General features: G+C 42.2%; 19 protein-coding genes. 13 read left to right on the forward strand and 6 right to left on the reverse strand.

Features of this window, described 5'->3' with window-relative positions; translation table 11 throughout:
* The first annotated feature begins 165 nt into the window (after nucleotides 1–165).
* The 10 genes from rplM to MSI_RS08265 all read left to right on the forward strand — a co-directional run bounded on the left by rplM (nucleotide 166) and on the right by MSI_RS08265 (nucleotide 12,399).
* Nucleotides 166–594 carry a 50S ribosomal protein L13 gene (gene rplM / locus MSI_RS08220; RefSeq protein WP_009105730.1) on the forward strand — a complete coding sequence of 143 codons (429 nt, stop codon included), beginning with the start codon at nucleotides 166–168 and terminating at the stop codon, nucleotides 592–594.
* 15 nt (nucleotides 595–609) lie between these two features.
* Complete coding sequence (rpsI, locus tag MSI_RS08225) at nucleotides 610–1,002, forward strand: 30S ribosomal protein S9 (RefSeq protein ID WP_009105733.1); 393 nt, start codon at nucleotides 610–612, stop codon at nucleotides 1,000–1,002.
* Between the two features lie 93 nt (nucleotides 1,003–1,095).
* Nucleotides 1,096–2,535: a flagellar motor switch protein FliG gene (locus MSI_RS08230; RefSeq protein ID WP_009105736.1), complete on the forward strand. Its 1,440-nt coding sequence runs from the start codon at nucleotides 1,096–1,098 to the stop codon at nucleotides 2,533–2,535.
* Between the two features lie 19 nt (nucleotides 2,536–2,554).
* Nucleotides 2,555–5,569, forward strand: a complete 3,015-nt coding sequence (locus tag MSI_RS08235; protein ID WP_009105738.1) for an insulinase family protein — start codon at nucleotides 2,555–2,557, stop codon at nucleotides 5,567–5,569.
* Between the two features lie 51 nt (nucleotides 5,570–5,620).
* Entirely contained in the window at nucleotides 5,621–5,839 is a 219-nt protein-coding gene (locus tag MSI_RS08240) for a hypothetical protein (protein ID WP_009105739.1), read from the forward strand.
* A 101-nt stretch (nucleotides 5,840–5,940) separates the two neighbouring features.
* Nucleotides 5,941–7,113 (forward strand): hypothetical protein, encoded by a 1,173-nt coding sequence (locus tag MSI_RS08245; protein WP_009105741.1) that lies wholly within the window; start codon nucleotides 5,941–5,943, stop codon nucleotides 7,111–7,113.
* An 85-nt stretch (nucleotides 7,114–7,198) separates the two neighbouring features.
* Nucleotides 7,199–9,787: an ATP-dependent chaperone ClpB gene (gene clpB, locus MSI_RS08250; protein ID WP_009105742.1), complete on the forward strand. Its 2,589-nt coding sequence runs from the start codon at nucleotides 7,199–7,201 to the stop codon at nucleotides 9,785–9,787.
* A 51-nt stretch (nucleotides 9,788–9,838) separates the two neighbouring features.
* Entirely contained in the window at nucleotides 9,839–10,696 is an 858-nt protein-coding gene (gene murI / locus MSI_RS08255; protein ID WP_081481373.1) for a glutamate racemase, read from the forward strand.
* Between the two features lie 18 nt (nucleotides 10,697–10,714).
* Nucleotides 10,715–11,560 (forward strand): phosphoribosylaminoimidazolesuccinocarboxamide synthase, encoded by an 846-nt coding sequence (locus tag MSI_RS08260; protein WP_009105744.1) that lies wholly within the window; start codon nucleotides 10,715–10,717, stop codon nucleotides 11,558–11,560.
* A 128-nt stretch (nucleotides 11,561–11,688) separates the two neighbouring features.
* Entirely contained in the window at nucleotides 11,689–12,399 is a 711-nt protein-coding gene (locus MSI_RS08265; protein ID WP_009105745.1) for a 1-acyl-sn-glycerol-3-phosphate acyltransferase, read from the forward strand.
* A 160-nt stretch (nucleotides 12,400–12,559) separates the two neighbouring features.
* Here the strand turns inward: MSI_RS08265 and MSI_RS08270 are convergent, their stop codons facing one another.
* The 4 genes from MSI_RS08270 to hisH all read right to left on the reverse strand — a co-directional run bounded on the left by MSI_RS08270 (nucleotide 12,560) and on the right by hisH (nucleotide 16,357).
* Nucleotides 12,560–13,768, reverse strand: a complete 1,209-nt coding sequence (locus tag MSI_RS08270) for an NADP-dependent isocitrate dehydrogenase (protein WP_009105746.1) — start codon at nucleotides 13,766–13,768, stop codon at nucleotides 12,560–12,562.
* 67 nt (nucleotides 13,769–13,835) lie between these two features.
* Complete coding sequence (locus tag MSI_RS08275; RefSeq protein WP_009105747.1) at nucleotides 13,836–14,807, reverse strand: YabN family protein; 972 nt, start codon at nucleotides 14,805–14,807, stop codon at nucleotides 13,836–13,838.
* 2 nt (nucleotides 14,808–14,809) lie between these two features.
* Nucleotides 14,810–15,574: an imidazole glycerol phosphate synthase subunit HisF gene (hisF, locus tag MSI_RS08280; protein ID WP_009105748.1), complete on the reverse strand. Its 765-nt coding sequence runs from the start codon at nucleotides 15,572–15,574 to the stop codon at nucleotides 14,810–14,812.
* Between the two features lie 99 nt (nucleotides 15,575–15,673).
* A complete protein-coding gene (gene hisH, locus MSI_RS08285) occupies nucleotides 15,674–16,357 on the reverse strand; it encodes an imidazole glycerol phosphate synthase subunit HisH (RefSeq protein ID WP_009105749.1) in 684 nt (227 codons plus the stop codon).
* Nucleotides 16,358–16,489: 132 nt separating this feature from the next.
* Between hisH and MSI_RS08290 the strand changes: the two genes are divergently transcribed.
* Both MSI_RS08290 and MSI_RS08295 read left to right on the forward strand, forming a co-directional pair.
* Nucleotides 16,490–17,755: an argininosuccinate synthase gene (locus tag MSI_RS08290; RefSeq protein WP_009105750.1), complete on the forward strand. Its 1,266-nt coding sequence runs from the start codon at nucleotides 16,490–16,492 to the stop codon at nucleotides 17,753–17,755.
* Between the two features lie 172 nt (nucleotides 17,756–17,927).
* Complete coding sequence (locus tag MSI_RS08295) at nucleotides 17,928–18,713, forward strand: ZIP family metal transporter (RefSeq protein ID WP_009105751.1); 786 nt, start codon at nucleotides 17,928–17,930, stop codon at nucleotides 18,711–18,713.
* 7 nt (nucleotides 18,714–18,720) lie between these two features.
* Here the strand turns inward: MSI_RS08295 and MSI_RS08300 are convergent, their stop codons facing one another.
* Together MSI_RS08300 and MSI_RS08305 are read right to left on the reverse strand one after the other, a co-directional pair.
* Complete coding sequence (locus MSI_RS08300; protein WP_009105752.1) at nucleotides 18,721–19,905, reverse strand: iron-containing alcohol dehydrogenase; 1,185 nt, start codon at nucleotides 19,903–19,905, stop codon at nucleotides 18,721–18,723.
* Nucleotides 19,906–19,963: 58 nt separating this feature from the next.
* Nucleotides 19,964–20,869 carry a LysR family transcriptional regulator gene (locus MSI_RS08305; RefSeq protein WP_039924603.1) on the reverse strand — a complete coding sequence of 302 codons (906 nt, stop codon included), beginning with the start codon at nucleotides 20,867–20,869 and terminating at the stop codon, nucleotides 19,964–19,966.
* A gap of 123 nt (nucleotides 20,870–20,992) precedes the next feature.
* On the opposite strand from MSI_RS08305, the gene metE reads away from it, so the two are divergent.
* On the forward strand, nucleotides 20,993–23,281 hold the full coding sequence (metE, locus tag MSI_RS08310; RefSeq protein WP_009105754.1) for a 5-methyltetrahydropteroyltriglutamate--homocysteine S-methyltransferase: 2,289 nt from the start codon (nucleotides 20,993–20,995) through the stop codon (nucleotides 23,279–23,281).
* Nucleotides 23,282–23,285: the final 4 nt, after the last annotated feature.

Below are 23,285 nucleotides of genomic sequence, written 5' to 3' on the forward strand. Positions count from 1 at the left end.
GTAGGGAAAGGCTTTTCCCTCCTATTGATTAAAAATCTTAAATTTGTTATATTATCTTACCCCGTATGAAAATCGGAACTGCTCATTCTGGTTTTCGCAGGTTTAGAACACGATGCAAAGGTTCTGAAACTGCAAGATAAACTTTATTATTTTCAAGGTATTATCATGAATACAATTTTCGTTAAGGAAAGTGAACAGGCTCGCAAATGGTATGTTATTGATGCAGCCGGAAAACCACTTGGTCGCGTTGCTGCAAAAGCTGCTGCAATTGCTCGTGGAAAGAACAAAGTAACATTTACAAAGAACCAGAATATGGGAGATTACGTAGTAATCATCAATGCTGACAAAGTTGCTGTAACTGGCGGTAAAGAACAGAAAAAGATTTACTACCACCACACAGGTTTTGTTGGCGGACTTCGCGCTCATACATTTGAAAAATTGATGGAAAAACATCCTACAGACCCAATCGCTTTGGCAGTTGCTGGTATGCTTCCACATAATCGTCTTGGCCGTAAACTTATGGACAATGTAAAAATCTACGCTGGTGCAGAGCATCCACATGCAGCTCAGAAACCAGAAGCAATCGAACTTTAAGGCTAGGAGATAATCATGGTTAAGAATATTGCAATCGGTACAGGAAGAAGAAAGACAGCTGTTGCACGCGTATTTGTTCGTGACGGTTCTGGAAAAATTGTAGTAAACGGTAAAGACGTTAAAGAATATTTTGATTCATTGGAACAGCTTCAGGTTGTTCGCCAGCCATTGCTGGTAACTTCAAATGACGGTAAATACGACATCCTTATCAACGTACAGGGTGGCGGTATGAACGGTCAGGCAGCAGCTTGCTTGCACGGAATCTCTCGCGCATTGGTTCAGATTGATCCAGATGCTCGTACAGCTCTTAAAGCTAACGGATACCTTACTCGCGATTCTCGTATGGTTGAACGCAAGAAGTACGGTCAGAAGGGAGCTCGTCGCAGATTCCAGTTCTCAAAACGTTAGTCTATACTTTCGTTTGGATTTGGTGCCCTTTATCGGGCACTTACAAAACGCGGTCGCCTTGCGGTCGCGTTTTTTTTATTGTAAAATGATTTTATGAACATGAATGATTTACGGGCTATGGCTTACGGAAAAAAAGAAAATCTTGGAAAAGTTGAAAACGATGCAAAAAACGTTCAGCCTTTTATTCCAAAAACTTTTATTAAATCGGAAGCTGAAAAGTCTGAAAGTCAGCCTAAGAATGTAAAATCATTTGTGCCTCCTAAAATTAAAAGCGCAAAAGATGATGAGCCTGTAAGGACTCCAAACGTAAAAGCTTTTACGCCGGCTTCTTTTGTAAAAACTCCTGCAGGAATTTCACCCGCTAAAGAAAGGACTCCTGCATCTGAAACTGTAATTTCCCCTCAGTCTGCACCTGTCTTTGAAAGCAGACCTCTTACCGGGAAAAAACTTTCTGCTTCTGAAAATTCTAAAATACTTGATGATGCAGCTGCCTATCTTAAAAAGGGCGGACTTATAAAGGTTCCCGGCGAGCCAAAGGACGGCCAGAAAGATTCTGTTTACCGCCGGGTTGCAAAGTTTCTTCTTTTAATTGGGGAAGATGAAGCTGCAAAAATCCTTCCTCATCTTAATGAAAAGCAGATTGAGCGGATTATTCCGGAAATTGCTTCTATCCGCACTGTAAACAAGGATGAGGCTTCTGTAATTCTTGCGGAATTCAATGAGCTTCTGACTCAGGCAAAATCAAGTGGTGGAATTGAAACTGCCCGTGAAATGCTGGAACGTGCTTACGGTAAGGAAAAAGCAGATCAGATGCTGCAGAATGCCGTTCAGTTTGACGGAGAAAAACCTTTTGAATATCTGAATGATTTTGATGAGCAGCGTCTTTACCTTTTGATTAAGGATGAAAACGTCGGCGTTCAGTCTATGGTGCTTTCTTTCCTGGCTCCTGAAAAATCTGCAAAGGTTATTAATCAGATGACGGCGGAGGAAAAGCGCGAAGTTGTTATGCGGCTTGCAAAAATGCAGGCAGTTAGTCCTGATATTATCCGCCGGGTAAGTCAGGCTCTTCACGAAAAGGCAGAAAATCAGGTTGTAGAGCGGGCTGAAACAATCGACGGACGTGCAGCCCTTGCCCAGATTCTCAAAAAGATGGATTTACAGACCGAAAGCGAGATTTTGGGAGAACTTTCTGAAAATGATCCGGATCTTGGAGAGGACTTGAAGCAGAGACTTTTCACCTACGAAGACGTTATAAATGCCGACGACAAGTTTGTTCAGCAGGAGCTTAGAAATCTTACTGAAGTTGACATTGCCTATCTTATTGCGGGCAAAGATAATGATTTTTGTGAAAAAATCCTTTCCAATATTTCTGCCGGCCGCCGAAATGAGGTTCGTGCCCAGAGTGAAATTTTAAAACCTATGCGTAAGAGTGATGTTGACCGCATTACAAATCTCTTTGTTGCCCGCCTGCGTAATGAATTTGAAACAGGAAACTTAATCATAAAAGACCGTAACGAAGATAAATTTATTTAATTGATGGAAATTACTTACTATGAAATTCTACGAAAAATACAAGGTCGGAGCCGAGTATAAAAATTTTACTGTTGTAAGCATTGATGATTTACATGATTTTAAGGCTGTGGGACTTTACCTGCGCCACAAAACTACAGGACTGGAAGTTTACCATATCATAAATGATGATGAAGAAAATCTTTTTTCTTTTAATTTCCGTACCCTTGCAAAAAATTCTTATGGCGCCGCCCACATTATGGAACATTCTGTTCTCTGCGGTTCAGAAAAGTTTCCGCTGAAAGAGCCTTTTACAACTCTTGAAAATCAGAGCGTCAAATCCTTTTTGAATGCAATGACCTATCCTGATAAAACAAGCTATCCGGCTGCTTCTTTAATTCAGTCTGATTATTTTAATCTTATGGATGTTTATGCTGATGCCGTTTTCTTTCCAAAATTAAGCCGTCAGACTTTTGAGCAGGAAGGCTGGCGTGTGGAAATGGATGAAAATGACAGGCTTTCGGTTCAGGGCATTGTTTATAATGAAATGAAGGCCCGTTTTTCTGATTTTAATCAGGTATGCATTGACCGCATGATAGATACAATGTATCCCGATTCAATTTACTGCTACGAAAGCGGCGGTGATCCTCTGGAAATCCCAAATCTTACTTATGAAAACTGGCTGGAATTCCACAAAAAGTTTTATTCTCCTTCTAACTGCCTTTTGTTTTTATACGGAAATATTCCAACAGAAGTTCAACTGGATTTTATTGCAGAAAAATATATCCCGCGCCTTGAAGCCTCATATCCCCCTGCAAATATCCCGGACCTTCGCGCAGCAAGGCCTTTTATAAATGACGAAATCCGAGCCATTCAGAAAACCCCGCCGCTTACAGAATCTGTCTGCAAAACTTATACGGCCCCGGACAATGGTGCTACCGGCTCAATGGTCTGTACTGCCTGGTATACCGGCGAGTCTGACATAGAAAAAACATATCTTGCCGAAGTGCTTTCCGGAAACGACAGTTCTCCGCTTTCTAAAATCCTGCAGGAATCTGATCTTGGTGATGATCTGGCTCCCGTCTGCGGAAATTTCGGCTATGTTCACCAGAATAATTTTATGGCATACGGCCTTAGCGGAGTTAAAAAGGGAAATGAAAATAAGGTCTTTGATCTCATAAAATCTGCCCTTGAGACAATTTACGAAAATGGAGTTTCAGAGGCTGATGTTAATTCTGCCATTATGGGAATTGATTTTAATCTTCGTGAAGTTGGCCGCCACTTTGGCCCTTATTCCATCGTGCTTATGAGTAAGGCCCTTTCCGGCTGGACAAACGGATTTGAGCCAAAGCTTCATCTTTCGCCTATAAGCGATTTTGAAAAAATCAAAAAGCAGATTGCCTCAGACCCTTCTTACACAAAGAATCTGATAAAAAAATATTTTATAGATAATTCCCTTCATGCGGATGTGATTGTTGAACCTTCTAAAGAATATTTTGAAGAGCGTAATGGACGGGAAGCCCAGCTTCTTGAAAAATTTGAAAAGACACTTGATAAGGCTTCCTTAAAGACTGAGCTTGAAAAACTTCATGCCTATCAGTCTCGGGTTGAAAGTCCTGAAGAACTTTCCTGCATTCCTCACTTAAAGGTTTCTGAACTTAAGGCGGATTTGAATCACATTCAGACACGAGTTTCAGAAGTGGAGGGGCTGGACGGCTCTATTCCTGTAGTTTTCAGTGATGAAAATACAAACGGAATTGTCTATGTGGATGTGGCTTTTCCTATTGATAATATTGCCCCTTCTGATTTTAAAGACCTTCCTCTTATGATTGATTCCCTTACCGACCTTGGCTGGAACGGTAAAAAGTGGGACGAGTGTACGGCCCAGATGGCCTGCATTATGGGAGACGTTGGAACCCGTACGATTATCGGGGAACTGCCTGATTCTGAGGACAGCCGTAAAAATGCAGCAAGCTACAAGAATAAAAATATCGCCGGCCGCAGCTGGATCAGTATTTCTGCCAAGTTTTTGTCTCATAAAACAAAGGAAAGTCTTGAGCTTTTGAGCGAGATTGTTTCAAAAATGTCTTTTGATGACGCAAAACGCCTTAAGACAATTCTCAGTGAAAATCAGCTTGATAAAAAATCTAACTTTGTTCATCACGCAAATCACTATCTTTCTTTGCGGGGAAGAAGTTTCTTTAATAAAGCTTCTGCCATGAACGAGCTTTTTTACGGTGTGAGCCAGTATTTCCATATAAATTCCTACACCAAAAAACAGGTTCCTGACCTTTTGAAAAAATACAAGGCGCTATATGAATCAATTTTGGATCAGGGCAGCGTACTTCACGTTACTGCTGATACAGAATCTCTTTCTGAAGTTGAAAAACTGCTGCCTGCCTTTGCAAAAAATACAGGGCTGAAAAAACTTAAGCCTAGTGCCGGCTATGAACTTAAGGATTATTTTCCATATATTTATCAGTGCCAGCCGGAAGAAAAAACTGAAGTAATTAAGGTAAAAACTCAGTCAGGATTTTCTGCAATGTATTTTCCATGTACAATCTGGCTTACAAAAGAAGCCGCTGCTGAAGATATTCTTTCAACCTGGCTTAACGGACATCTTCTCTGGGAAAAAATCCGCATGACAGGCGGTGCCTACGGAGGTTCCTGTGCGCCGGATGCTTCTGATAAGATTTTTGCCATGATGAGCTGGCGGGATCCTACTCCTTTTAAATCTCTGGAGCTCTTTATTGAATCGCTTGAAGAGGCTTGTAAAAAAGAATTTTCAGAAGAAGAAGTTGAATGCTGTATAATTTCAAGTTACAGTGATGAAATTGTTCCGGACAGTCCGAGTCAGAGGGGAGTGAGGGGCTTTAACCGCTTCTTGTTTGGAACTACAGCGGATATGATTCAAAAACGCCTGGAGCAGACTCTTTCAGTTACCCCTGAAGACGTTCATAAGGCTGCAGAAAGGCTTTTGGAATACAGTAAAAACTGCCGAAAGTTTGTAATTTGCGATAAATCAAAAGATTTTTGTGGAAAAGTAATTCAAATATAGGTATAATGTTTTAGGTAAAAGTGATAACGATTTTTTATTGTGAGGCAATATATGGATAAAAAGGTTTTGGAATGTGTAAAAATGCTCAGAGGTTTGGTTTCTGATGTGCAGGGTGCTCCTTTCCCTGGAGAAGATATAAAGACAGAACTTTATCAGATCTGGTATGAGCATGCTCAGAAGGCTGCTGTTCAGTGCTTTGAATATTTGAATGATAACTTCCCTAAAGAGCAGGAAGAATTGAACAAGGCTATCGGAAGAATGATTCCGTAAGTTTTCTAACTGATTTTTATACAATTTCTTTTTTTTACTTTATAAAAATCCTTATTTTACCGAAAATTAATTGAGTAAGTAGAATAAGGATTGTTTTTTAAATGGCCAATAACGTTAAAACAATAAATTACATCAAAAGGGGTTTTAAGAATCCTAAAAAAAGAACAGGCATAAACTGGTGGCGCTTTATTTTTACAGCCATAGAAGAACATTCAGGTGTGGAGAAATCTTTTTTTATCGAATTCGAAGCTGTAAATCCTGCTTTGTCGCCTTCTAATCCTCTTCTGGGCTTTAAGCCTCGTGTAAAAATTTCTGAAGATGATTTACAGTATGTACTTGCCGGGACCGCTTCTGCCCATAATCTTGAAACTGAAGCAATTGTCCGGCCGTCATATTGTTCTGTCCGGGTCGGAATGGTTGGAAAAGAGTCAAAACAGCTTTGCCACTATCATTCCCAGCATGACTGCATTGTAAAAAGTAACCCCTTTCAGCTTCGTGTGGGAAAATGCTTTTTTGATGAAGGTCATATTTCCGGGGAAGTAGAGCTGACTGAAAGTGAAGTAAAAGAGCATCCTGAATATTTGTGTGCGGCAGGTTATTCTAAGTGGAATATTGAATATCAGTTGAAGACAAGCTTTATTGAAGGCTATAAAGGAAATAAATCTTTATGGTTTCCCTGCGGCTGTCTTGCAAAGTTTTCCGGCTCAATGATTTTTGACGGAATTACCTATATTATTGATGAAAAACATTCCTATGGTTATACAGACCGCTACATTGGAAAGAATTTTCCTGCCAGATGGTTCCATATTTCTTCCAGCAATCTTACCAGCAATATTTCCGGAAAACTTTTGTTTGATTCAAGTTTTTCGGTTCAGGGGGAATTTAATAACCGCGTAAGCTTTTTGGGAACTTTTGAAGGTAATGAAATCTGTCTGACTGCCGATTCGGGAAAAAATAAATATTCCTGCGTTTGGGACTGTATTCAGAGTCCTGAAGGCAGCGAGGATGAAGATAAACTTCACTGGTCTGTGAGCGTTCATAATAAAACTTACGTAATTGATGTTGATATTTATTGTGATGTAAAGGATTTGTATAACAGGCTTCTGGAACTTCCTGAAGGGGAACGAAAAGTTATGAATCTTATAGAAGGTTTTTCTGGCACCGGTGAAATAAAACTTTACAAAAAGAATAAAAAAACACTTGAACAGATTGAGTTTGCAAAGATTGCAAAAGCAGTATGTGAATTCGGTCAGAGTGAAGATGGCGAAATCTAATTAAGCAAGAAAAAACTTGCCGAAAATAAGCCTCCGTTATTATTTTAATTGTGATAATTAAAAATGATAACGGAGGTTTTTGTTTATGGATTACGAAAAATTTACAATAAAATCTCAGGAGGCTTTGCAGGAAGCTTCCAGCATCGCTTTAAAAAACGACAGTTCAGAAATCACAGGTCTTCATGTTCTGCTTGCCCTTATTGAACAGAAGGACGGACTTGTTGCTCCGATAATTGACAGAATCGGTATTCCTTCTTACGAGCTTGCAAAGAAACTTAAAGATACAATTTCCTCTGCTCCAAAGGTGAGCGGAGCTGCCCAGGTTTATCTTTCTAATGAAATGCAGAAAATACTTGCCAAGGCAGAAGGAGAGATGTCTGCCCTGAAAGATCAGTACCTTTCTACAGAGCATATTCTTCTTGCCATGAGCCAGAGTGATGGAGAGGCAGGTCTATTCCTTAAAAATAGTGGAATTACCCATAAGGCAATTATTGAAAGCCTTAAATCTGTCCGCGGAAATCAGACTGTTGATTCGCAGGATCCTGAAAGTAAAACCCGGTCTCTTGAAAAATACTGCCGCGACCTTACAGCTCTTGCCCGCCAGGATAAGATTGACCCGGTAATCGGTCGTGATGAAGAAATCCGTCGTGTAATGCAGGTGCTTTGCCGCCGAACAAAAAATAATCCGGTAATCATTGGTGAGCCTGGTGTCGGTAAAACTGCCATTGTAGAAGGCCTTGCCCGCCGAATTGCCAGCGAAGATGTGCCGGAATCCTTGAAAAACAAGCGTCTTCTTGCCCTTGATTTGGGAAGCCTTGTTGCAGGTGCAAAATTCCGCGGTGAGTTTGAAGAGCGACTTAAGGCTTTGATTACTGAAGTTCAGAAATCAGAAGGTCAGATAATTCTCTTTATTGATGAACTTCATACTCTGGTAGGAGCGGGTGCAAGCGAAGGAAGTATGGATGCATCTAACCTTTTGAAGCCGGCCCTTGCACGTGGTGAACTTCGTGCCATTGGTGCGACTACACTTGACGAATACCGCAAGTACATAGAAAAAGATGCCGCTCTGGAACGCCGTTTCCAGCAGGTTTACTGCGCCGAGCCAACAGTGGAAGATACAATCGCCATTTTGCGAGGTCTGCGCGACAAGTACGAAATTCATCACGGTGTCCGCATTGAAGATGAGGCTCTTGTTGCCGCTGCAACTCTTTCTAACCGCTATATCACATCCCGCTTTTTGCCTGATAAGGCAATTGACCTTGTTGATGAAGCTGCCAGCCGTCTTAAGATGGAAATTGAAAGCCAGCCGGTTGAGCTTGACCGCCTGGAGAGAAAGATTCTGCAGCTTCAGATTGAAAAACAGTCTCTAAGCAAGGAAGATGATGCCGCTTCTAAAGAGCGTCTTTCTAAACTGGAAAAAGAGCTTTCTGAAATCACTTCTGAACGCGATGCAATGAAGCTGCAGTGGCAGAATGAAAAAACTTCTATTAATAAGTCCCGCGACCTTAAAGAGCAGATTGAACAGGCAAAATTCAGTGAAGAAAAGTTTACCCGCGAAGGTAATCTTGAAAAGGCCGCTGAATACAAATACAGCATTATTCCGTCTCTGGAAAAACAGCTGGACGAAGCTTTGCAGGCTGAGGCAGCTCGAAAAGACAGCGGAAGTGACAGCCTGCTGCGCCAGAGCGTAACAGAAGAAGACATTGCAAAGGTTGTAAGCAGCTGGAGCGGAATCCCTGTTGCAAAGATGATGACAGGGGAAAAGCAGAAGTATCTGGAGCTTGAAAACGTACTTCACAAGCGCGTAATCGGTCAGAACGAGGCAGTGCAGGTGGTAAGTGACGCAATCCGCCGTAACCGCAGCGGTCTTAATGATCCTAACCGTCCTCTTGGAAGCTTTATGTTTATAGGACCAACAGGTGTTGGTAAAACTGAGCTTGCAAAAACTCTTGCTGACTTCCTCTTTAATGATGAAAAGGCTTTGACCCGAATTGATATGAGCGAGTACATGGAAAAATTCAGTGTGACCCGTCTTATTGGAGCGCCTCCGGGATACGTCGGCTATGATGAAGGTGGTCAGCTTACAGAGGCTGTCCGCCGCCGTCCTTACAGCGTAATCCTCTTTGATGAGGTAGAAAAGGCTCATCCAGATGTTTTCAACGTGCTTTTGCAGGTGCTTGATGATGGCCGTTTGACAGACGGACAGGGAAGAGTAGTAGACTTTAAAAACACTATCATCATCATGACAAGTAACTTGGGAAGTGATCTGATTCTTGAAGCAGACAGTCAGGAAAAGCTGAATGCTCTGAGACCTTCCATTGATATACTTTTGAAGAAAACTTTCCGACCAGAGTTTTTGAACCGAATTGATGAAATTGTAATGTTTGGTCAGCTTGGAAAAGAGCATATTACTGGTATTGTCCGCAATCAGCTGGAACGGGTTGCTGCCCGCCTTGCAGACCGCAGGATTACTTTAAGTTTTGATGACAGCGCTGTAAACTTCCTGGCAGAAAAAGGCTACGATCCAAGTATGGGTGCCCGTCCTGTAAAGCGTGCCATTCAGACTTACGTTGAAAACCAGCTTGCAAAGGAACTGCTTGCCGGAAAGTTCAGCGAAGACTCTGCTATAAAGGTAAGTGCGGCTTCTGACGGAAATGGCCTGCAGTTTGCGTAAATCTCTGATTTTCGCTATTATACTAATATAATAGCGAAAAGTTCGGAGGTTATGATGTCTGTTGATTTTGCCTTTCTTGATTCAGGCACTGGCGGAATTCCTTATATGAATTTTTTGCGTGAAAAATGTCCGTCAGCGACCTGTATCTATGTTGCCGACACAAAGAATTTTCCATACGGACAGAAATCTTCTGAAGAGATTATCTCAAGTGTCCTTTCTATCTGCCAAAAAATAATTTCCAAATTTAATCCCAATACAATCGTTATTGCCTGTAACACTATGAGCGTTAATGCCCTTGATGCGGTAAGAAAGGCTTTTCCCGGCGTTAATTTTGTGGGCACTGTTCCTGCCATTAAGCTTGCGGCAAGCTTTTCTAAAAAACGCCGTATCGGGCTTCTGGCAACTAATTCAACTGTAAATCATCCATATAACCAGAAACTGAAGGCGGATTTTGCATCTGACTGCACTCTTATTTGCCGGGGCGATGCAGATTTGATTTCCTTTATTGAACACGAAAGCTTTACTGCCGGCAAAGGGCAGATTCTGGCTGCGGTCGCTCCAGCGGTTGATTTTTTCCGAAAGGAAGACTGTGACGTTATTATTTTAGGCTGTACTCATTTTTTAAATATTGCTTCTGAGATTCAGGAGGTTTGCGGCCCTTCCATTAAGGTTGTGGACTCAAAGGAAGGAGTTGTGAATCATGCGCTGGAGCTTTCCGGGGTTTTAGGGGCGGAGCCCCTAGGCGAAGGGGTAGCGGACAAGACCGCAGCGCAGCGAGGACTTGGGAGCGAGGGGAAGGCTTTCCCCACCCCTGAATTATTCATCACCGGTTTTACTGAAAAAAAAGATGAAAATGAGTATGATGTAATTTGTAAACGTTTTGGACTTGTGTTCAAAAATATTATATAACGAAAAAAGGAAGAAATTATGAAAAAAATTATTTCTGGTAAAGTTCGCGAAGTTTATGATCTGGAAGACGGACGCATGGTTATTGTTACTACTGACCGTCTTAGTGCATTTGATGTAATTCTGCCTACTTTGATTAAGGACAAGGGCAAGGTTTTGAATGCGCTTTCTAACTTCTGGTTTGAGTACACTGGTGACATTGTAAAAAATCACATGATTTCTTCTGATTTGAAGGATATGCCTGCTGAATTCCAGAAGCCTGAATATGAAGGACGCACTATTCTTGTAAAGAAGCTCAAGATGATTCCTTATGAAGTTATCGTTCGCGGTTATATGTTTGGTTCTATGTACGAGGCTTACAAGAAGGGCGAGCCTTTCCTTGGTCACAAGTTTGATAAAGAATATAAAGAGGCTGAAAAGCTTGCTGAACCTATCTGTACTCCTTCTACTAAGGCTAAGGAAGGTCACGATATTAACGTTACCTGCCAGTACATGAAGGACGACCTTGGCGAAGATCTTGGTTCTAAAATTGAAAAGACTGCAATTGCTGTTTACAAAAAATGCTACGAGCACGCTTACAAGAACGGAATCATCATTGCTGATACTAAGTTTGAGTTTGGTCTTGATGAAAATGGCGAGCTTGTTCTTGCTGACGAAGTTCTTACTCCTGACAGCAGCCGCTTCTGGGATTTGAGCAAATATGAAGTTGGTGGAAGCCCTGCAAGCTACGACAAGCAGTTTGTACGCGACTGGCTCAAGGCTAACAACCTGGCAGGCGACCCAAATATTAAGGAAATCCCTGCTGATGTGGCTGAAAAGACTAGCGCTATTTATAAGGAATGTGAAAAGAAAATCTGTCATAAGTAAAAATCAATTCGTGGGACGCAGGCGGAAATTAAGTGGGGACCGCGGACGGGGTGATACCTTGATTTTCGCCGTCGCTGGGACCCGCGAATTGATTTTTACATAAGTTGATTATATTTGGGAGTTTAATCTTGCTTCGACTGTGGTTCATCGTAATTGTTTCATTACCTTCAATTTTCAGTTTTATTTTCACCAGCTGGGTTATCCGCATTTTCCGCAGGGTTTTATCAGAAAAATTCTGCTATAAAATTGCCAAGAAGACTCTATTGAAGATTATGAAAAGGGGAAGAATTTCTACCGAGGTAATAGGGCGGGAAAATCTTCCCACTGAGGGTGGATACGTCATGTATTCTAACCATCAGGGCAAATACGATGCTGTGGGAATTATTTACGGGCATGAAGCTCCCTGCACAATTTTAATGGATAAAAAACGCTCAAAACTTCCGATTATGAAGGAATTTTTAAGCATTATCCGGGGAATTGGCATTGATCGTTCCAGCATTAAGACTCAAATTGCGGCTATTAACCGCGTTTCTGAGGAGGTTAAGGCCGGCCGCAAGTATATTGTTTTTCCTGAGGGCGGCTATAACCACAATCATAATACAATTTCTGAGTTTAAGCCGGGTGCTTTTAAGTGTGCAACAAAACCAAAGGCTCCGATTGTTCCAGTTGTTGTAATTGATTCTTATAAGCCTTTTGAAATTAATTCCCTGAGGCCGGTAAAAACTAAGGTTGTTTTCTTAAAGCCTTTTTACTATGAAGATTATAAGGGAATGACTTCCATTCAGCTTGCGCAGGTTGTGCAGGAACGTGTTATAGAAGGAATGGAAAGATATCGTTAAAAATAGCCACAGATGGGACGCAGATGAACACAGATGTTTTTTTATCTGTGTCCTATACGCATTTGTCAAGGCACGCTTTGCTTAAAGCCTTGACAAACGCGTTTGACGAGATGCTAAGAAATTATCCTCTCGTCATCTGTGTTTATCTGTGGCTATTCAATTAAAGAAGTTTTTCTAGTCGCTCACGTATAGCGGCTATATACTCCCAAGAGTTTAATACTTTCTTAGCAGCTGGCTCTGCGATGCGGGCGATGTCGCCTGTCATGTAGCCTTCTTCGATTGTTCCGAGTGTTGCTTTTTCAAGTTTCTTTGCAAAATCAACAAGCTCTGGAGTTCCGTCCATTTCGCCGCGTTTTGCAAGGGCTCCTGTCCAGGCAAAAATTGTCGCTACAGGGTTTGTAGAAGTTTTTTCTCCCTTAAGGTAGCGGTAGTAGTGCTTCTGAACAGTTCCGTGGCTTGCTTCGTATTCAAAGTTTCCGTCCGGGCTGACAAGAACTGATGTCATCATGGCAAGGGAACCGCAGGCAGAAGCAATCATGTCGGACATAACGTCGCCGTCGTAGTTCTTCGTTGCCCACATAAAGCCACCTTCGCTTCTCATAACACGGGCTACAGCGTCGTCAATCAATGTGTAGAAATATTCGATTCCGGCAGCTTCGAACTTAGCTTTGAATTCTTCTTCATAAACGCGGTTGAAGATTGCCTTGAAGTTTCCGTCGTAAGTTTTAGAGATTGTGTCTTTTGCTCCAAACCATACGCTGATTTTGCGGTCAAGGGCGTATGTAAGACAGCAGCGGGCAAAGCTTTCGATAGAGTCATCAAGGTTGTGGATTCCCTGAATGATTCCAGGGCCTGGCATATCTTTAATCAGCTTGCGGATTTCTTTTCCGTCTGCACCTGTAAATACAAGTTCAGCTTTTCCGGCGCATGGAGTTTTGATTTCTGTGTTTTTGTAAACGTCGCCGTATGCGTGGCGGCCAAGAACGATAGGCTTTTTCCAGCAGCTTACAGTTCCGTGAACGTTATTGACAAAAATCGGCTCGCGGAAAACAGTTCCGTCAAGTTCAGCGCGGATAATTCCGTTTGGAGACGGTGTGAGCTGTTTAAGATGATATTCTTCTACGCGTGCCTGATTAGAGGTGATTGTGGCACATTTTACGCCAACGTGAAGGCGTTTGATTGCGGCGGCAGCTTCGTAAGTAATTTTGTCGTCCGAATCATCGCGGCTTTTTAAGCCCAGGTCGTAGTATTCTGTCTTTAAGTCTACAAAGGGAGTAAGAAGTTCATCCTTAATCACTTTCCATAAAACACGAGTCATTTCGTCGCCATCGAGCTCTGCGATGGCATTTTTCATCTGAATTTTTGCCATGACGGCATTATACAAAAAAACAAAATTCTTTACAACTTAAGTAATACTGAAAATACTTAAGTTGTACTTAATTTTCTTTAGACTTGGCTTCGTTCCAGAATTCGTCTGCTTCTTTAAGATGCGCGTGATCCATAGGAATATTGTTTTCTGCCATCTTTTTTTCTACGTAGGTAAAACGGCGGTAGAACTTCTGATTTGTGCGGGTCAGGGCAGTTTCTGGATCTACGCCAAGTTTTCTTGCATAATTGATTACGGCAAAGAGTAAATCACCAATTTCTTCTTCAAGATGAAGTTGTGCTTTGTTCAGGCTTTCTGGAGCGCGCACTGTAAAGGCTTCAGGACTTTTCTGTGCAGAAGAAGATGAGCCTGCTGGATTTCCCTTTGCACCTGCGGCAGCCTGCTCTTTACGAAGGATTTCTTTTGCTTCTTTTACTTCGCCGTATTCTTCTTCAATCTTTTCTTCAACCAGTTCCGGAGTGTCCCAGTCAAAACCCTTTTTTGCAGCTTTTTTCTGAAGCTTGTAAGCACGCAAAATTGGAGGGAAGCCTTCTGGCACTTCGTCAAGGATTGAATCTCCCTTGCGGCCTTCAACATTCTGCTTGATTCTGTCCCACTGGTTCAAAACTTCATCAGATGATTTTACAGCTCCCTTTGCTTCACTTTTACCTTCACTCTGAGGAAAAACGTGAGGATGACGGCGGATAAGCTTGTCTGCAAGCTCTGTAAGAACTTCTGCAACCTTAAAGCTTCCTTCCTGCTCGTACATGTAGGAAATCATAGAAGCATTTAAGAATACGTCGCCAAGTTCTTCTTTTGCGTGTTCAGCGTCATTCTGGCTGATTGCGTCTACAGCCTCAAAGGTTTCTTCTATTAAATCACGACGCATAGAAAGGGGAGTCTGTTCCCTGTCCCAGGGGCAGCCGCCAGCCGCACGCAAAGTCTGAATTGTCTTAAAAAAATATGTGAATGCATCGGTAGTTGCCTTTGTGCTTTCGCAATCTACTCCAGCATTCAAAGCTGCATTTAATTTATCGTTCATAATTACTTTCTCACCGGAACGCCAAGTTTATCAAGTTCTTCCTTAATTCCGCTTACTGTGTAAGCGCCTGAATGAACCATAGTTGCAATAAGGGCAGCATCAGCCTTTCCTTCTTTTAGAACGTCTGCCATGTGCTGAGGTGTTCCGCCGCCACCGCTTGCGATAACCGGAACGGCAACGTTTTCTGCAATCAATCTTGTTAATTCAATATCGTAGCCGTTTTTTGTACCGTCCGCATCCATCGAGTTCAAAACGATTTCTCCGGCGCCAAGTTCAACACCTCTTTTTGCCCATTCAAGAGCATCAAGTCCTGTATCTACACGGCCGCCGTTTATGGTTGTCCCGAATCCGCTTGGTTTTGTAGGGTCGCGTCTAACATCCATTCCCAGTACAATGCACTGGTTTCCAAAAATGCGGGCACCCTCTGTAATCAGTTCAGGATGTTTTACCGCCTGCGAGTTCAAGCTTACTTTTTCTGCCCCTGCAAGAATTGTCGAACGGATATCTTCTATTGTACCAATGCCGCCGCCAACGCAGAAAGGAATAAAAACTTCCGAAGCAACGCGGGAAATCAAATCAAGAATCGGCCCTCGTCCCCGCGCAGAAGCAATAATGTCATAAAAAACAAGCTCGTCTACACCCTGACGGTAGTATTCTGCCGCCATTTCTACCGGGTCACCAATATCAATATTATTCTGAAACTTAACGCCCTTAGTTGTGCGTCCGTCCTTTACATCAAGACATACAATTATTCTTTTTTTTAACATTTCAATCTCCCAGGAGGGGGAAGTCTCCCCCTCGCTTCAGCCTGCTTCGCAGTCTTACGCTACCCCTTCAAGCGGGGGAAGCCCCCGCAACGCCCCCGTTTACATCGTACAGAAGTTTTTAAGTATCTTTAAACCTTCCTCTCCCGATTTTTCCGGGTGGAACTGACAGGCATAAATGTTTCCGCTCTGAATTACAGCCGGAACTTCTATTCCGTAGTCTGCACTTGCCTTGATTACATTTTCGTCTTCCGGACAGATTACGTATGAATGGACAAAATAAAAATCTGCGCCTTCTTTTACATCTTTTAGAATTGCAGAACCGCCGTGCTTTACAGAAAGATTGTTCCAGCCAATCTGCGGAATCTTAAAGCCTTGGTGCGAAAGCCCAGCCTTAATCGATTCAAAATATTTGATTTTTCCTTTGATAAGGCCAAGACAGTTGGTATCGCCCTCTTCGCTCCAGTCAAAAATAATCTGAGAGCCAAGGCAGATTCCCAGAAGAGGAATCCCGTCTTTACACTTTCGCTTCAAAAATTCATCAAAGCCGGTTTCTTTGAGCTGAGTCATGGCATAAGCCGCGTCACCAACTCCCGGGAAAATCAGCTTGTCGCAGTTTTCCAGCTCTTCAGGCTTTTTTGAAAGCACAAAATCAATTCCAAGACTTTTTAGCGCGCGTTCAACACTTGTAATGTTTCCAGCGTTGTAATCAACAATTCCAATCATGGTTGTAAGGGTACTTAAAAGAACCTCCAGTTGCAATATATAGTAAGCAATTTTTTGCATATTTTTAGGAAAAATATTGCAATTTTATGCAAAAAGTTCTATTCTTTTTGTATATTTATGCAGAAATAGTGCCGAAAGGTAAAGCAAAAATCACCGGCCACTCTGACCGGCGGGCCTACACAGGAGGATCGTATGGCAAAAGATAAAGTAGTTTTGGCTTATTCGGGCGGACTTGATACAACTGTTATCATCCCTTGGCTTAAAGAAAATTATGATTATGATGTAATCGCCGTTTGTATTGACGTTGGTCAGGGCGATGACTGGGCTGCAATCAAGGCTCGCGCACTTAAAACTGGTGCTTCTGCCTGCTACGTTGTTGATGCCCGCCAGGAATACATCGAAGAATATATCTGGCCTGCTGTAAAGGCTAATGCAGTTTACGAAGATGAATATCTTTTGGGAACTTCTACTGCACGTCCTCTTATCGGAAAAATCCTTGTTGAATATGCACGTCAGGAAAAAGCTGTTGCAATCTGTCACGGTGCTACAGGTAAGGGAAACGACCAGGTTCGTTTTGAACTTGCAATTAAGGCTTTTGCTCCTGATTTGAAAGTAATCGCTGCATGGCGTGATGACAAATGGAACATGGACAGCCGCGAAGCAGAAATCAAATATCTTGAAGACCGCGGACTTGAAGTTCCAATGAAAAAAGACCAGTCATACTCTCGTGATGAGAATATCTGGCACCTTTCTCACGAAGGTCTTGAACTTGAAAAGACAGAAAACGAGCCAAACTACAAGCACATGCTCAAAAATACAGTTGTGCCAGAAGAAGCTCCAGCTGACGGTGAATACGTAACAATCGAATTCGAAAAAGGAATCCCAGTTGCACTCAACGGCAAAAAGATGAATGCACTTGACCTTTTGAACGAACTTAACGTAATCGGCGGACGCAACGGTGTTGGCCTTGTTGATATCTGTGAAAACCGCTGTGTTGGTATGAAGAGCCGCGGCGTTTACGAAACACCGGGTGGAGCAATCCTTTACTTTGCTCACCGCATGATGGATCATATCTGTCTTGACCGCGATACTTACCATTACAAGCAGCAGATTGCAATCAAAATCGGCGAACTCATCTACGACGGAAAATGGTTCACAACTTTGTTCGACAGCCTTATGGCATTCGTAGACAAGACAGAAGAAACTGTTACCGGCTGGGCAAAAGTTAAGCTGATTAAGGGTGCTATCCGCGGTGCAGGCTCTGGTTCAAAATACAGCCTCTACAACGAATCAATTGCATCTTTCACAACTGGTGAACTTTACAATCACAAAGACGCAGAAGGCTTTATCACTTTGTTCGGACTTCCATTAAAAGTTCGCGCTATGATGGAGCAACAAGTTGGCGAGGGCCAGGCTATTATTGAAAGCAAGAACTTGAAAAAGCGTCCTACTGAATAAGCTTAAAATAGAAGAACCGTTAAAAACAGGGCTGCGACAGCGGGCCTGTTTAGGTTCATCGAAAGAATAGCTCAAGCGCCGAGACTAGCGAGGCGCAATTAAAAACACCCGGTTCATCACGAGCCGGGATTTTTTTATTGACTCCAGCATATAAATCATTTATTTTAAAAATATGAATATAACCTTCTGGGGACTTTTAATTCCTTTTTTAGGAACAACGCTTGGTTCGGGCTGTGTTTTCTTTATGAAGCACGGCATGAATGATACTGTTCAGCGCATTCTGCTCGGTTTTGCAGCGGGAGTTATGATTGCAGCCGGCGTCTGGTCACTTTTAATTCCTGCAATGGATATGAGTGAGCCAATGGGGCGTCTTGCATTTTTGCCGGCTCTGACAGGTTTTATTCTTGGTATTGCCTTTCTCTTTTTACTTGATAAAATTACACCTCATTTACATGCAATGGCAGAAAGTCCTGAAGGGCCTAAATCAACAGTAAATAAAATCAGCCGTACAATGATGCTTGTATTTGCCGTAACCCTCCATAATATTCCAGAAGGAATGGCTGTCGGTGTTGTTTTTGCAAGCTTTTTGAACGGAAGCGGTCTTTCCGGCGCGGATGCACTTGCTCTTGCCATTGGTATTGCAATTCAAAATTTCCCGGAAGGCGCAATTATTTCTATGCCCCTCCGAACCGAAGGAAACGGAAAATTCAAATCCTTTTTATATGGAACTCTTTCCGGCGCTGTAGAACCTGTCGCAGCAATAATCACAATCCTTTTGACTTCTCTTGTTCTGCCGTTTCTGCCATATCTGCTTTCTTTTGCGGCTGGTGCCATGGTTTACGTTGTAGTAGAAGAATTAATTCCAGAGGCAACCCGAGATGAAAAAACTGATGTCTGTACAATCGGATTTGCCTTTGGATTCGCACTTATGATGGTTCTTGATGTAGCACTGGGATAGGATTTAATTATAGCTTTGCCTTTGCTGCAATCTTGTAAATTTCCGCAATGTCAGAAGAGGTCAGGTGTACAAAGCCGCCTGTTGAGCCGCCTTCCGGTAAGCCAAATTTCTTTACAAGGGTAGGAATGTCTTCTTCCTTTGCGCCAAGTTCAGCAAAATTAATCGGCATGCCGATTTTGTGGAGGAACTCGCGGAAGCGTTTAATTCCTTCGCGGGCGGTGTTTTCTGGATTTTCATAATCCATTTTGCAGCCCCAGACACGTTCTGCCCACTGACAGAAGCGCATCAGATCATGCTTGTAAACAAACTCCATCCAGGCCGGCATAATTACTGCAAGTCCTGCACCGTGAGCGCAGTCATAAAGACCTGAAAGTTCATGTTCAATACCGTGGCTGTTCCAGTCCTGTTCGCGACCAACCCCAACAATATTGTTATGAGCAACCATTCCAGCCCACATGATATTTGCACGTGCCTCGTAATCATCAGGATTTGCAATTACCTTTGGAGTTTCGTGAATCATAGCCATAAGAACGGCTTCGCAGAGTCTGTCTGTGGTTTCTACATTTTTTGTATTTGTAAAATAACGTTCACATACATGAGCCATAATATCTGTCGCACCGCAGGCTGTCTGATAAGCAGGTAAAGTCTGGGTAAGGGCAGGATTCAAAATTGAAAAGCGAGGACGTATACATTCCCCACCGGTTGCTCTTTTCTGCATTCCATCCCTTTTTGTTATAACGGAATCTCCAGAGCCTTCACTTCCTGCCGCCGCAATTGTCAAAACGGTTCCAACAGGAAGAGCTTTTTTAGGTTCAGCCTTTCCGCTGTAAAAATCCCAGAAATCGCCGTCATAGCATACGCCAATCGCAATTGCCTTTGCACTGTCAATTACTGAACCGCCGCCAACTGCAAGAATAAAATCAAGACCATTTTTCTTGCACAAATCAATTCCTTCATAAACAAGATCATCAAGAGGATTTGGATGTACTCCGCCAAGTTCAACAAAATCAATTTTTGCTTCTTTTAATGAATTTCTGATTCTTCCCAAAAGTCCGGATTTTTCTGCTGACTTTCCGCCAAAATGAAGCAGTACCTTACTTCCGCCAAATTCTTTTACAAGCGCACCTGCCAGCACTTCCATCTCTTTTCCAAACACAAATTTGGTCGGACTGTAGAACGTAAAATTATCCATATTTACCTCGCTATAATGAGTATAATATGGCAAAAACTCAAAGGCAAAAAAAACTTTGTTATAAGCAGTGTTTTTTAATAGCTTCTATATAACTCTGCGCATAGCGTGAAAGAAATACGTTTTTACGGCTTACAATTCCAACCGTCATTTTGTCATCAAGTTCAAGGGGGCGGGCAATTATATTTTCTCCGTTCAGTTCGTGGCTGATAATTCCCGAACAGATTGTGTAGCCGTTTAAACCGATAAGCAGATTGAAAAGGGTAGCGCGGTCGCGGACCTTGATGTTTTTAGGACAGTCAAAATCAATTGCAGAAAGCGGTTCTTCGGCAAAATAAAATGAATTATAGTTTCCCTGCTCATAGGTCAGGTAGGGGAAGGGCTTTAAATCTTCCAGCTTAAGGCTTTCTTTTTCTGCCAGAGGATTCTCAGATGAAATAAAAACGTGAAGTCCTGCCGTAAAAAGAGGCTCAAAGTGAAGGTTATTTTTTTTAAGAAGCTTTGAAATTATGTCTTCGTTTTTACGGCTCTGATATAAAACTCCAAGCTCGCTTTTTAAATGGGCAACATCTTCTATGATTTCATGAGTCTGGGTTTCTCTAAGGGTAAAATCGTAAGAAGCAGCGCCGAACTCTCTTATTACATCTACAAAGGCATTTACTGCAAAAGAATAGTGCTGGCAGCTTACAGAAAAAATAGGATTTGCTTCTCCCTTTCCTTTGTAACGGTCTTCAAGAAGTCCTGCCTGTTCAACCACCTGACGTGCATAGGAAAGAAATTCGTCTCCTTCATTTGTAAGGGTAACACCCTTGTTGGTACGGCTGAAAATCTTAATCCCCATTTCGTCTTCCAGCTCGTGGATAGAGGCGGTAAGGCTTGGCTGAGAAATAAAAACTTTTTTTGAAGCCTCTGTGATGTTTTTTGTGTCGGCAACGGCAACTGCATATTTTAACTGCTGTAAAGTCATATCATCATAAATATTACCATAGATAAAACCTATTGCCAACTGTATAGAAATAGTATTTTTATAAATCATTGTGATTTCATATACTGATTCAAAACAACATATTAAAAGGGTAGGTAAAAGCGTATGATAAAAACAGCAGTTACAGGTTTTCCAAGAATCGGAAAAGAAAGACAGTTAAAATTTGCAGCAGAAAAATTCTTTAGGGGCGAAATAGGCCAGTCAGAACTTGAAGAAGTTGCAAAAGAACTTCGTGCCTATGGCTGGAAAAAGCAGGAGAAAGCGGGAATTACTTTTATTCCTTCAAACGATTTTTCTTTTTATGATAATCTTCTTGATACGGCTTTTTTGCTGGGTGCTATTCCTTCCCGCTATGTAAAACTTGGACTTAGTCCTCTGGAAACTTATTTTGCAACCGCTCACGGTTACCAGGGAAATGCCGGCGACGTAAAAGCCCTTCCTATGAAAAAATGGTTCAACACAAATTATCATTATCTTGTTCCGGAGCTTAGCGATGACACAAAAATCAAACTGGCAGAAAATTCAAAACCTCTTTGTGAGTTTTCAGAGGCGCTTTCGCTTGGAATAAAGACAGTACCTGCCCTGACAGGTCTTTACACCTTCTTTCATCTTGCTTCTTATACAGGCGGAAAAAAAGCGGAAGCTTTTATTGATGATGCTGTAGCAGCTTATTCGGAACTTGCCTGCCAGTTAGAAGCTCTTGGCGCTGAATGGATAAGTTTTTCCGAGCCAGCCCTCGTGCTTGATGTTAATGAAGAAGAAAAAACTCTCTTTGTGACCATTTACAAAAAGCTTCTTAAACAAATCCGCAGTCAGACAAAAGTTAAAATCCTTCTTCAGACCTTCTTTGGCGATATCCGTGATGTCTATGAGGAGGTGATTTCGCTTGGCTTTGACGGAATCGGGCTGGATTTTATAGAAGGAAAAGAGACTCTTTCTTTAATAGAAAAATCTTTCCCAAAAAATACCCTTTTATTTGCAGGCCTTATAAACGGAAAAAATATCTGGCGAAGTAATTACGAAGATAAAATCCATATTCTTTCTGAAATTAAAAAATGTCTGCCTCAAGAAAACCTTGTAATTTCTCCTTCCTGTTCACTGCTTCACGTTCCTTATTCAACAGAACTGGAAGATAAGCTTAGCGATGAGGTGAAGGCTCATTTTGCCTTTGCGGAAGAAAAACTCTGCGAACTTAAAGAACTTGCCTCTGAGGATAAGGCTGTCCTGGAAGAAAACAAAAAACTTTTTGCCTGTCAGAGGGTCAATAAAAATCCTAAGGTGCAGGCAGCACTTTCTGCTCTCACCGCTGATGATTTTATCCGAAAACCTGACTTTGAAGTTCGCGAAGAAATTCAGAAGAAGGAATTCAACCTTCCGCTTTTTCCTACAACAACAATCGGTTCTTTCCCTCAGACAAAAGAGGTTCGCGCAAAGCGTGCAGCCTGGAAAAAAGGACAGCTTTCCGATCAGGAATATGTAACTTTCAATCAGGAAAAAATCGCTGAATGTATTGCCCTGCAGGAAAAACTCGACCTTGATGTCCTTGTTCACGGTGAGTTTGAACGAAACGACATGGTTGAATATTTTGGCTCTCAGATGGATGGTTACCTTTTTACCTCCAACGGCTGGGTTCAGTCTTACGGCACAAGATGCGTAAAGCCTCCTGTTGTCTGGGGTGATGTTTCCCGCCGCGCTCCAATGACTGTAGAATGGTCTGTCTATGCCCAGAGCCGCACTAAAAAGCCTGTAAAGGGGATGCTCACAGGGCCTGTTACAATTTTGAACTGGTCTTTCCCCCGCGAAGATATCAGCTTAAAAGAGCAGGCTGATCAGATTGGGCTTGCAATTCGCGATGAAGTTTTAGACCTTGAAGCAAATGGAATCCGCATTATTCAGATTGATGAGGCAGCCCTGAGGGAAAAACTTCCTCTAAGAAAGAGAGACTGGCATTCAGAATATCTGGACTGGGCAATTCCTGCCTTCCGTCTTGTTCATGCAAAGGTTCGGCCTCAAACTCAGATTCATACTCATATGTGTTACAGCGAGTTTAATGATATTATCCGCGAAATTGATGATATGGATGCTGATGTAATTACCTTTGAAGCAAGCCGTTCAGATTTGAAAATCCTTGATGCCCTTAAAGAGGCAGACTTTAAAACGGAAGTTGGTCCTGGAGTTTATGATATTCATTCCCCGCGCGTTCCGTCGGTTTCAGAAATTACAGCCGCCTTGAACAAAATGCGCGAAAAGGTTCCTCTTGAAAAACTCTGGGTAAATCCGGATTGTGGTCTTAAAACCCGTAGGGAAGAAGAAACGGTAAGAAGCCTTAGCAATCTTGTTGAAGCTGCAAAAATCCTTCGTGCCGAGTCAATCTTCTTTGACAAGGCCGTTTAGACGG

The sequence above is a fragment of the Treponema sp. JC4 genome (genome assembly GCF_000260795.1).
Classification (GTDB): domain Bacteria; phylum Spirochaetota; class Spirochaetia; order Treponematales; family Treponemataceae; genus Treponema_D.

What these genes read in the sequence shown, in the direction of transcription:
- rplM (WP_009105730.1), top strand. Translation starts at nt 166, where the DNA reads ATGAATACAATTTTCGTTAAGGAAAGTGAACAGGCTCGCAAATGGTAT.
- rpsI (WP_009105733.1), top strand. Translation starts at nt 610, where the DNA reads ATGGTTAAGAATATTGCAATCGGTACAGGAAGAAGAAAGACAGCTGTT.
- MSI_RS08230 (WP_009105736.1), top strand. Translation starts at nt 1,096, where the DNA reads ATGAACATGAATGATTTACGGGCTATGGCTTACGGAAAAAAAGAAAAT.
- MSI_RS08235 (WP_009105738.1), top strand. Translation starts at nt 2,555, where the DNA reads ATGAAATTCTACGAAAAATACAAGGTCGGAGCCGAGTATAAAAATTTT.
- MSI_RS08240 (WP_009105739.1), top strand. Translation starts at nt 5,621, where the DNA reads ATGGATAAAAAGGTTTTGGAATGTGTAAAAATGCTCAGAGGTTTGGTT.
- MSI_RS08245 (WP_009105741.1), top strand. Translation starts at nt 5,941, where the DNA reads ATGGCCAATAACGTTAAAACAATAAATTACATCAAAAGGGGTTTTAAG.
- clpB (WP_009105742.1), top strand. Translation starts at nt 7,199, where the DNA reads ATGGATTACGAAAAATTTACAATAAAATCTCAGGAGGCTTTGCAGGAA.
- murI (WP_081481373.1), top strand. Translation starts at nt 9,839, where the DNA reads ATGATGTCTGTTGATTTTGCCTTTCTTGATTCAGGCACTGGCGGAATT.
- MSI_RS08260 (WP_009105744.1), top strand. Translation starts at nt 10,715, where the DNA reads ATGAAAAAAATTATTTCTGGTAAAGTTCGCGAAGTTTATGATCTGGAA.
- MSI_RS08270 (WP_009105746.1), bottom strand. Translation starts at nt 13,768, where the DNA reads ATGGCAAAAATTCAGATGAAAAATGCCATCGCAGAGCTCGATGGCGAC.
- MSI_RS08275 (WP_009105747.1), bottom strand. Translation starts at nt 14,807, where the DNA reads ATGAACGATAAATTAAATGCAGCTTTGAATGCTGGAGTAGATTGCGAA.
- hisF (WP_009105748.1), bottom strand. Translation starts at nt 15,574, where the DNA reads ATGTTAAAAAAAAGAATAATTGTATGTCTTGATGTAAAGGACGGACGC.
- hisH (WP_009105749.1), bottom strand. Translation starts at nt 16,357, where the DNA reads ATGCAAAAAATTGCTTACTATATATTGCAACTGGAGGTTCTTTTAAGT.
- MSI_RS08290 (WP_009105750.1), top strand. Translation starts at nt 16,490, where the DNA reads ATGGCAAAAGATAAAGTAGTTTTGGCTTATTCGGGCGGACTTGATACA.
- MSI_RS08295 (WP_009105751.1), top strand. Translation starts at nt 17,928, where the DNA reads ATGAATATAACCTTCTGGGGACTTTTAATTCCTTTTTTAGGAACAACG.
- MSI_RS08300 (WP_009105752.1), bottom strand. Translation starts at nt 19,905, where the DNA reads ATGGATAATTTTACGTTCTACAGTCCGACCAAATTTGTGTTTGGAAAA.
- MSI_RS08305 (WP_039924603.1), bottom strand. Translation starts at nt 20,869, where the DNA reads ATGACTTTACAGCAGTTAAAATATGCAGTTGCCGTTGCCGACACAAAA.
- metE (WP_009105754.1), top strand. Translation starts at nt 20,993, where the DNA reads ATGATAAAAACAGCAGTTACAGGTTTTCCAAGAATCGGAAAAGAAAGA.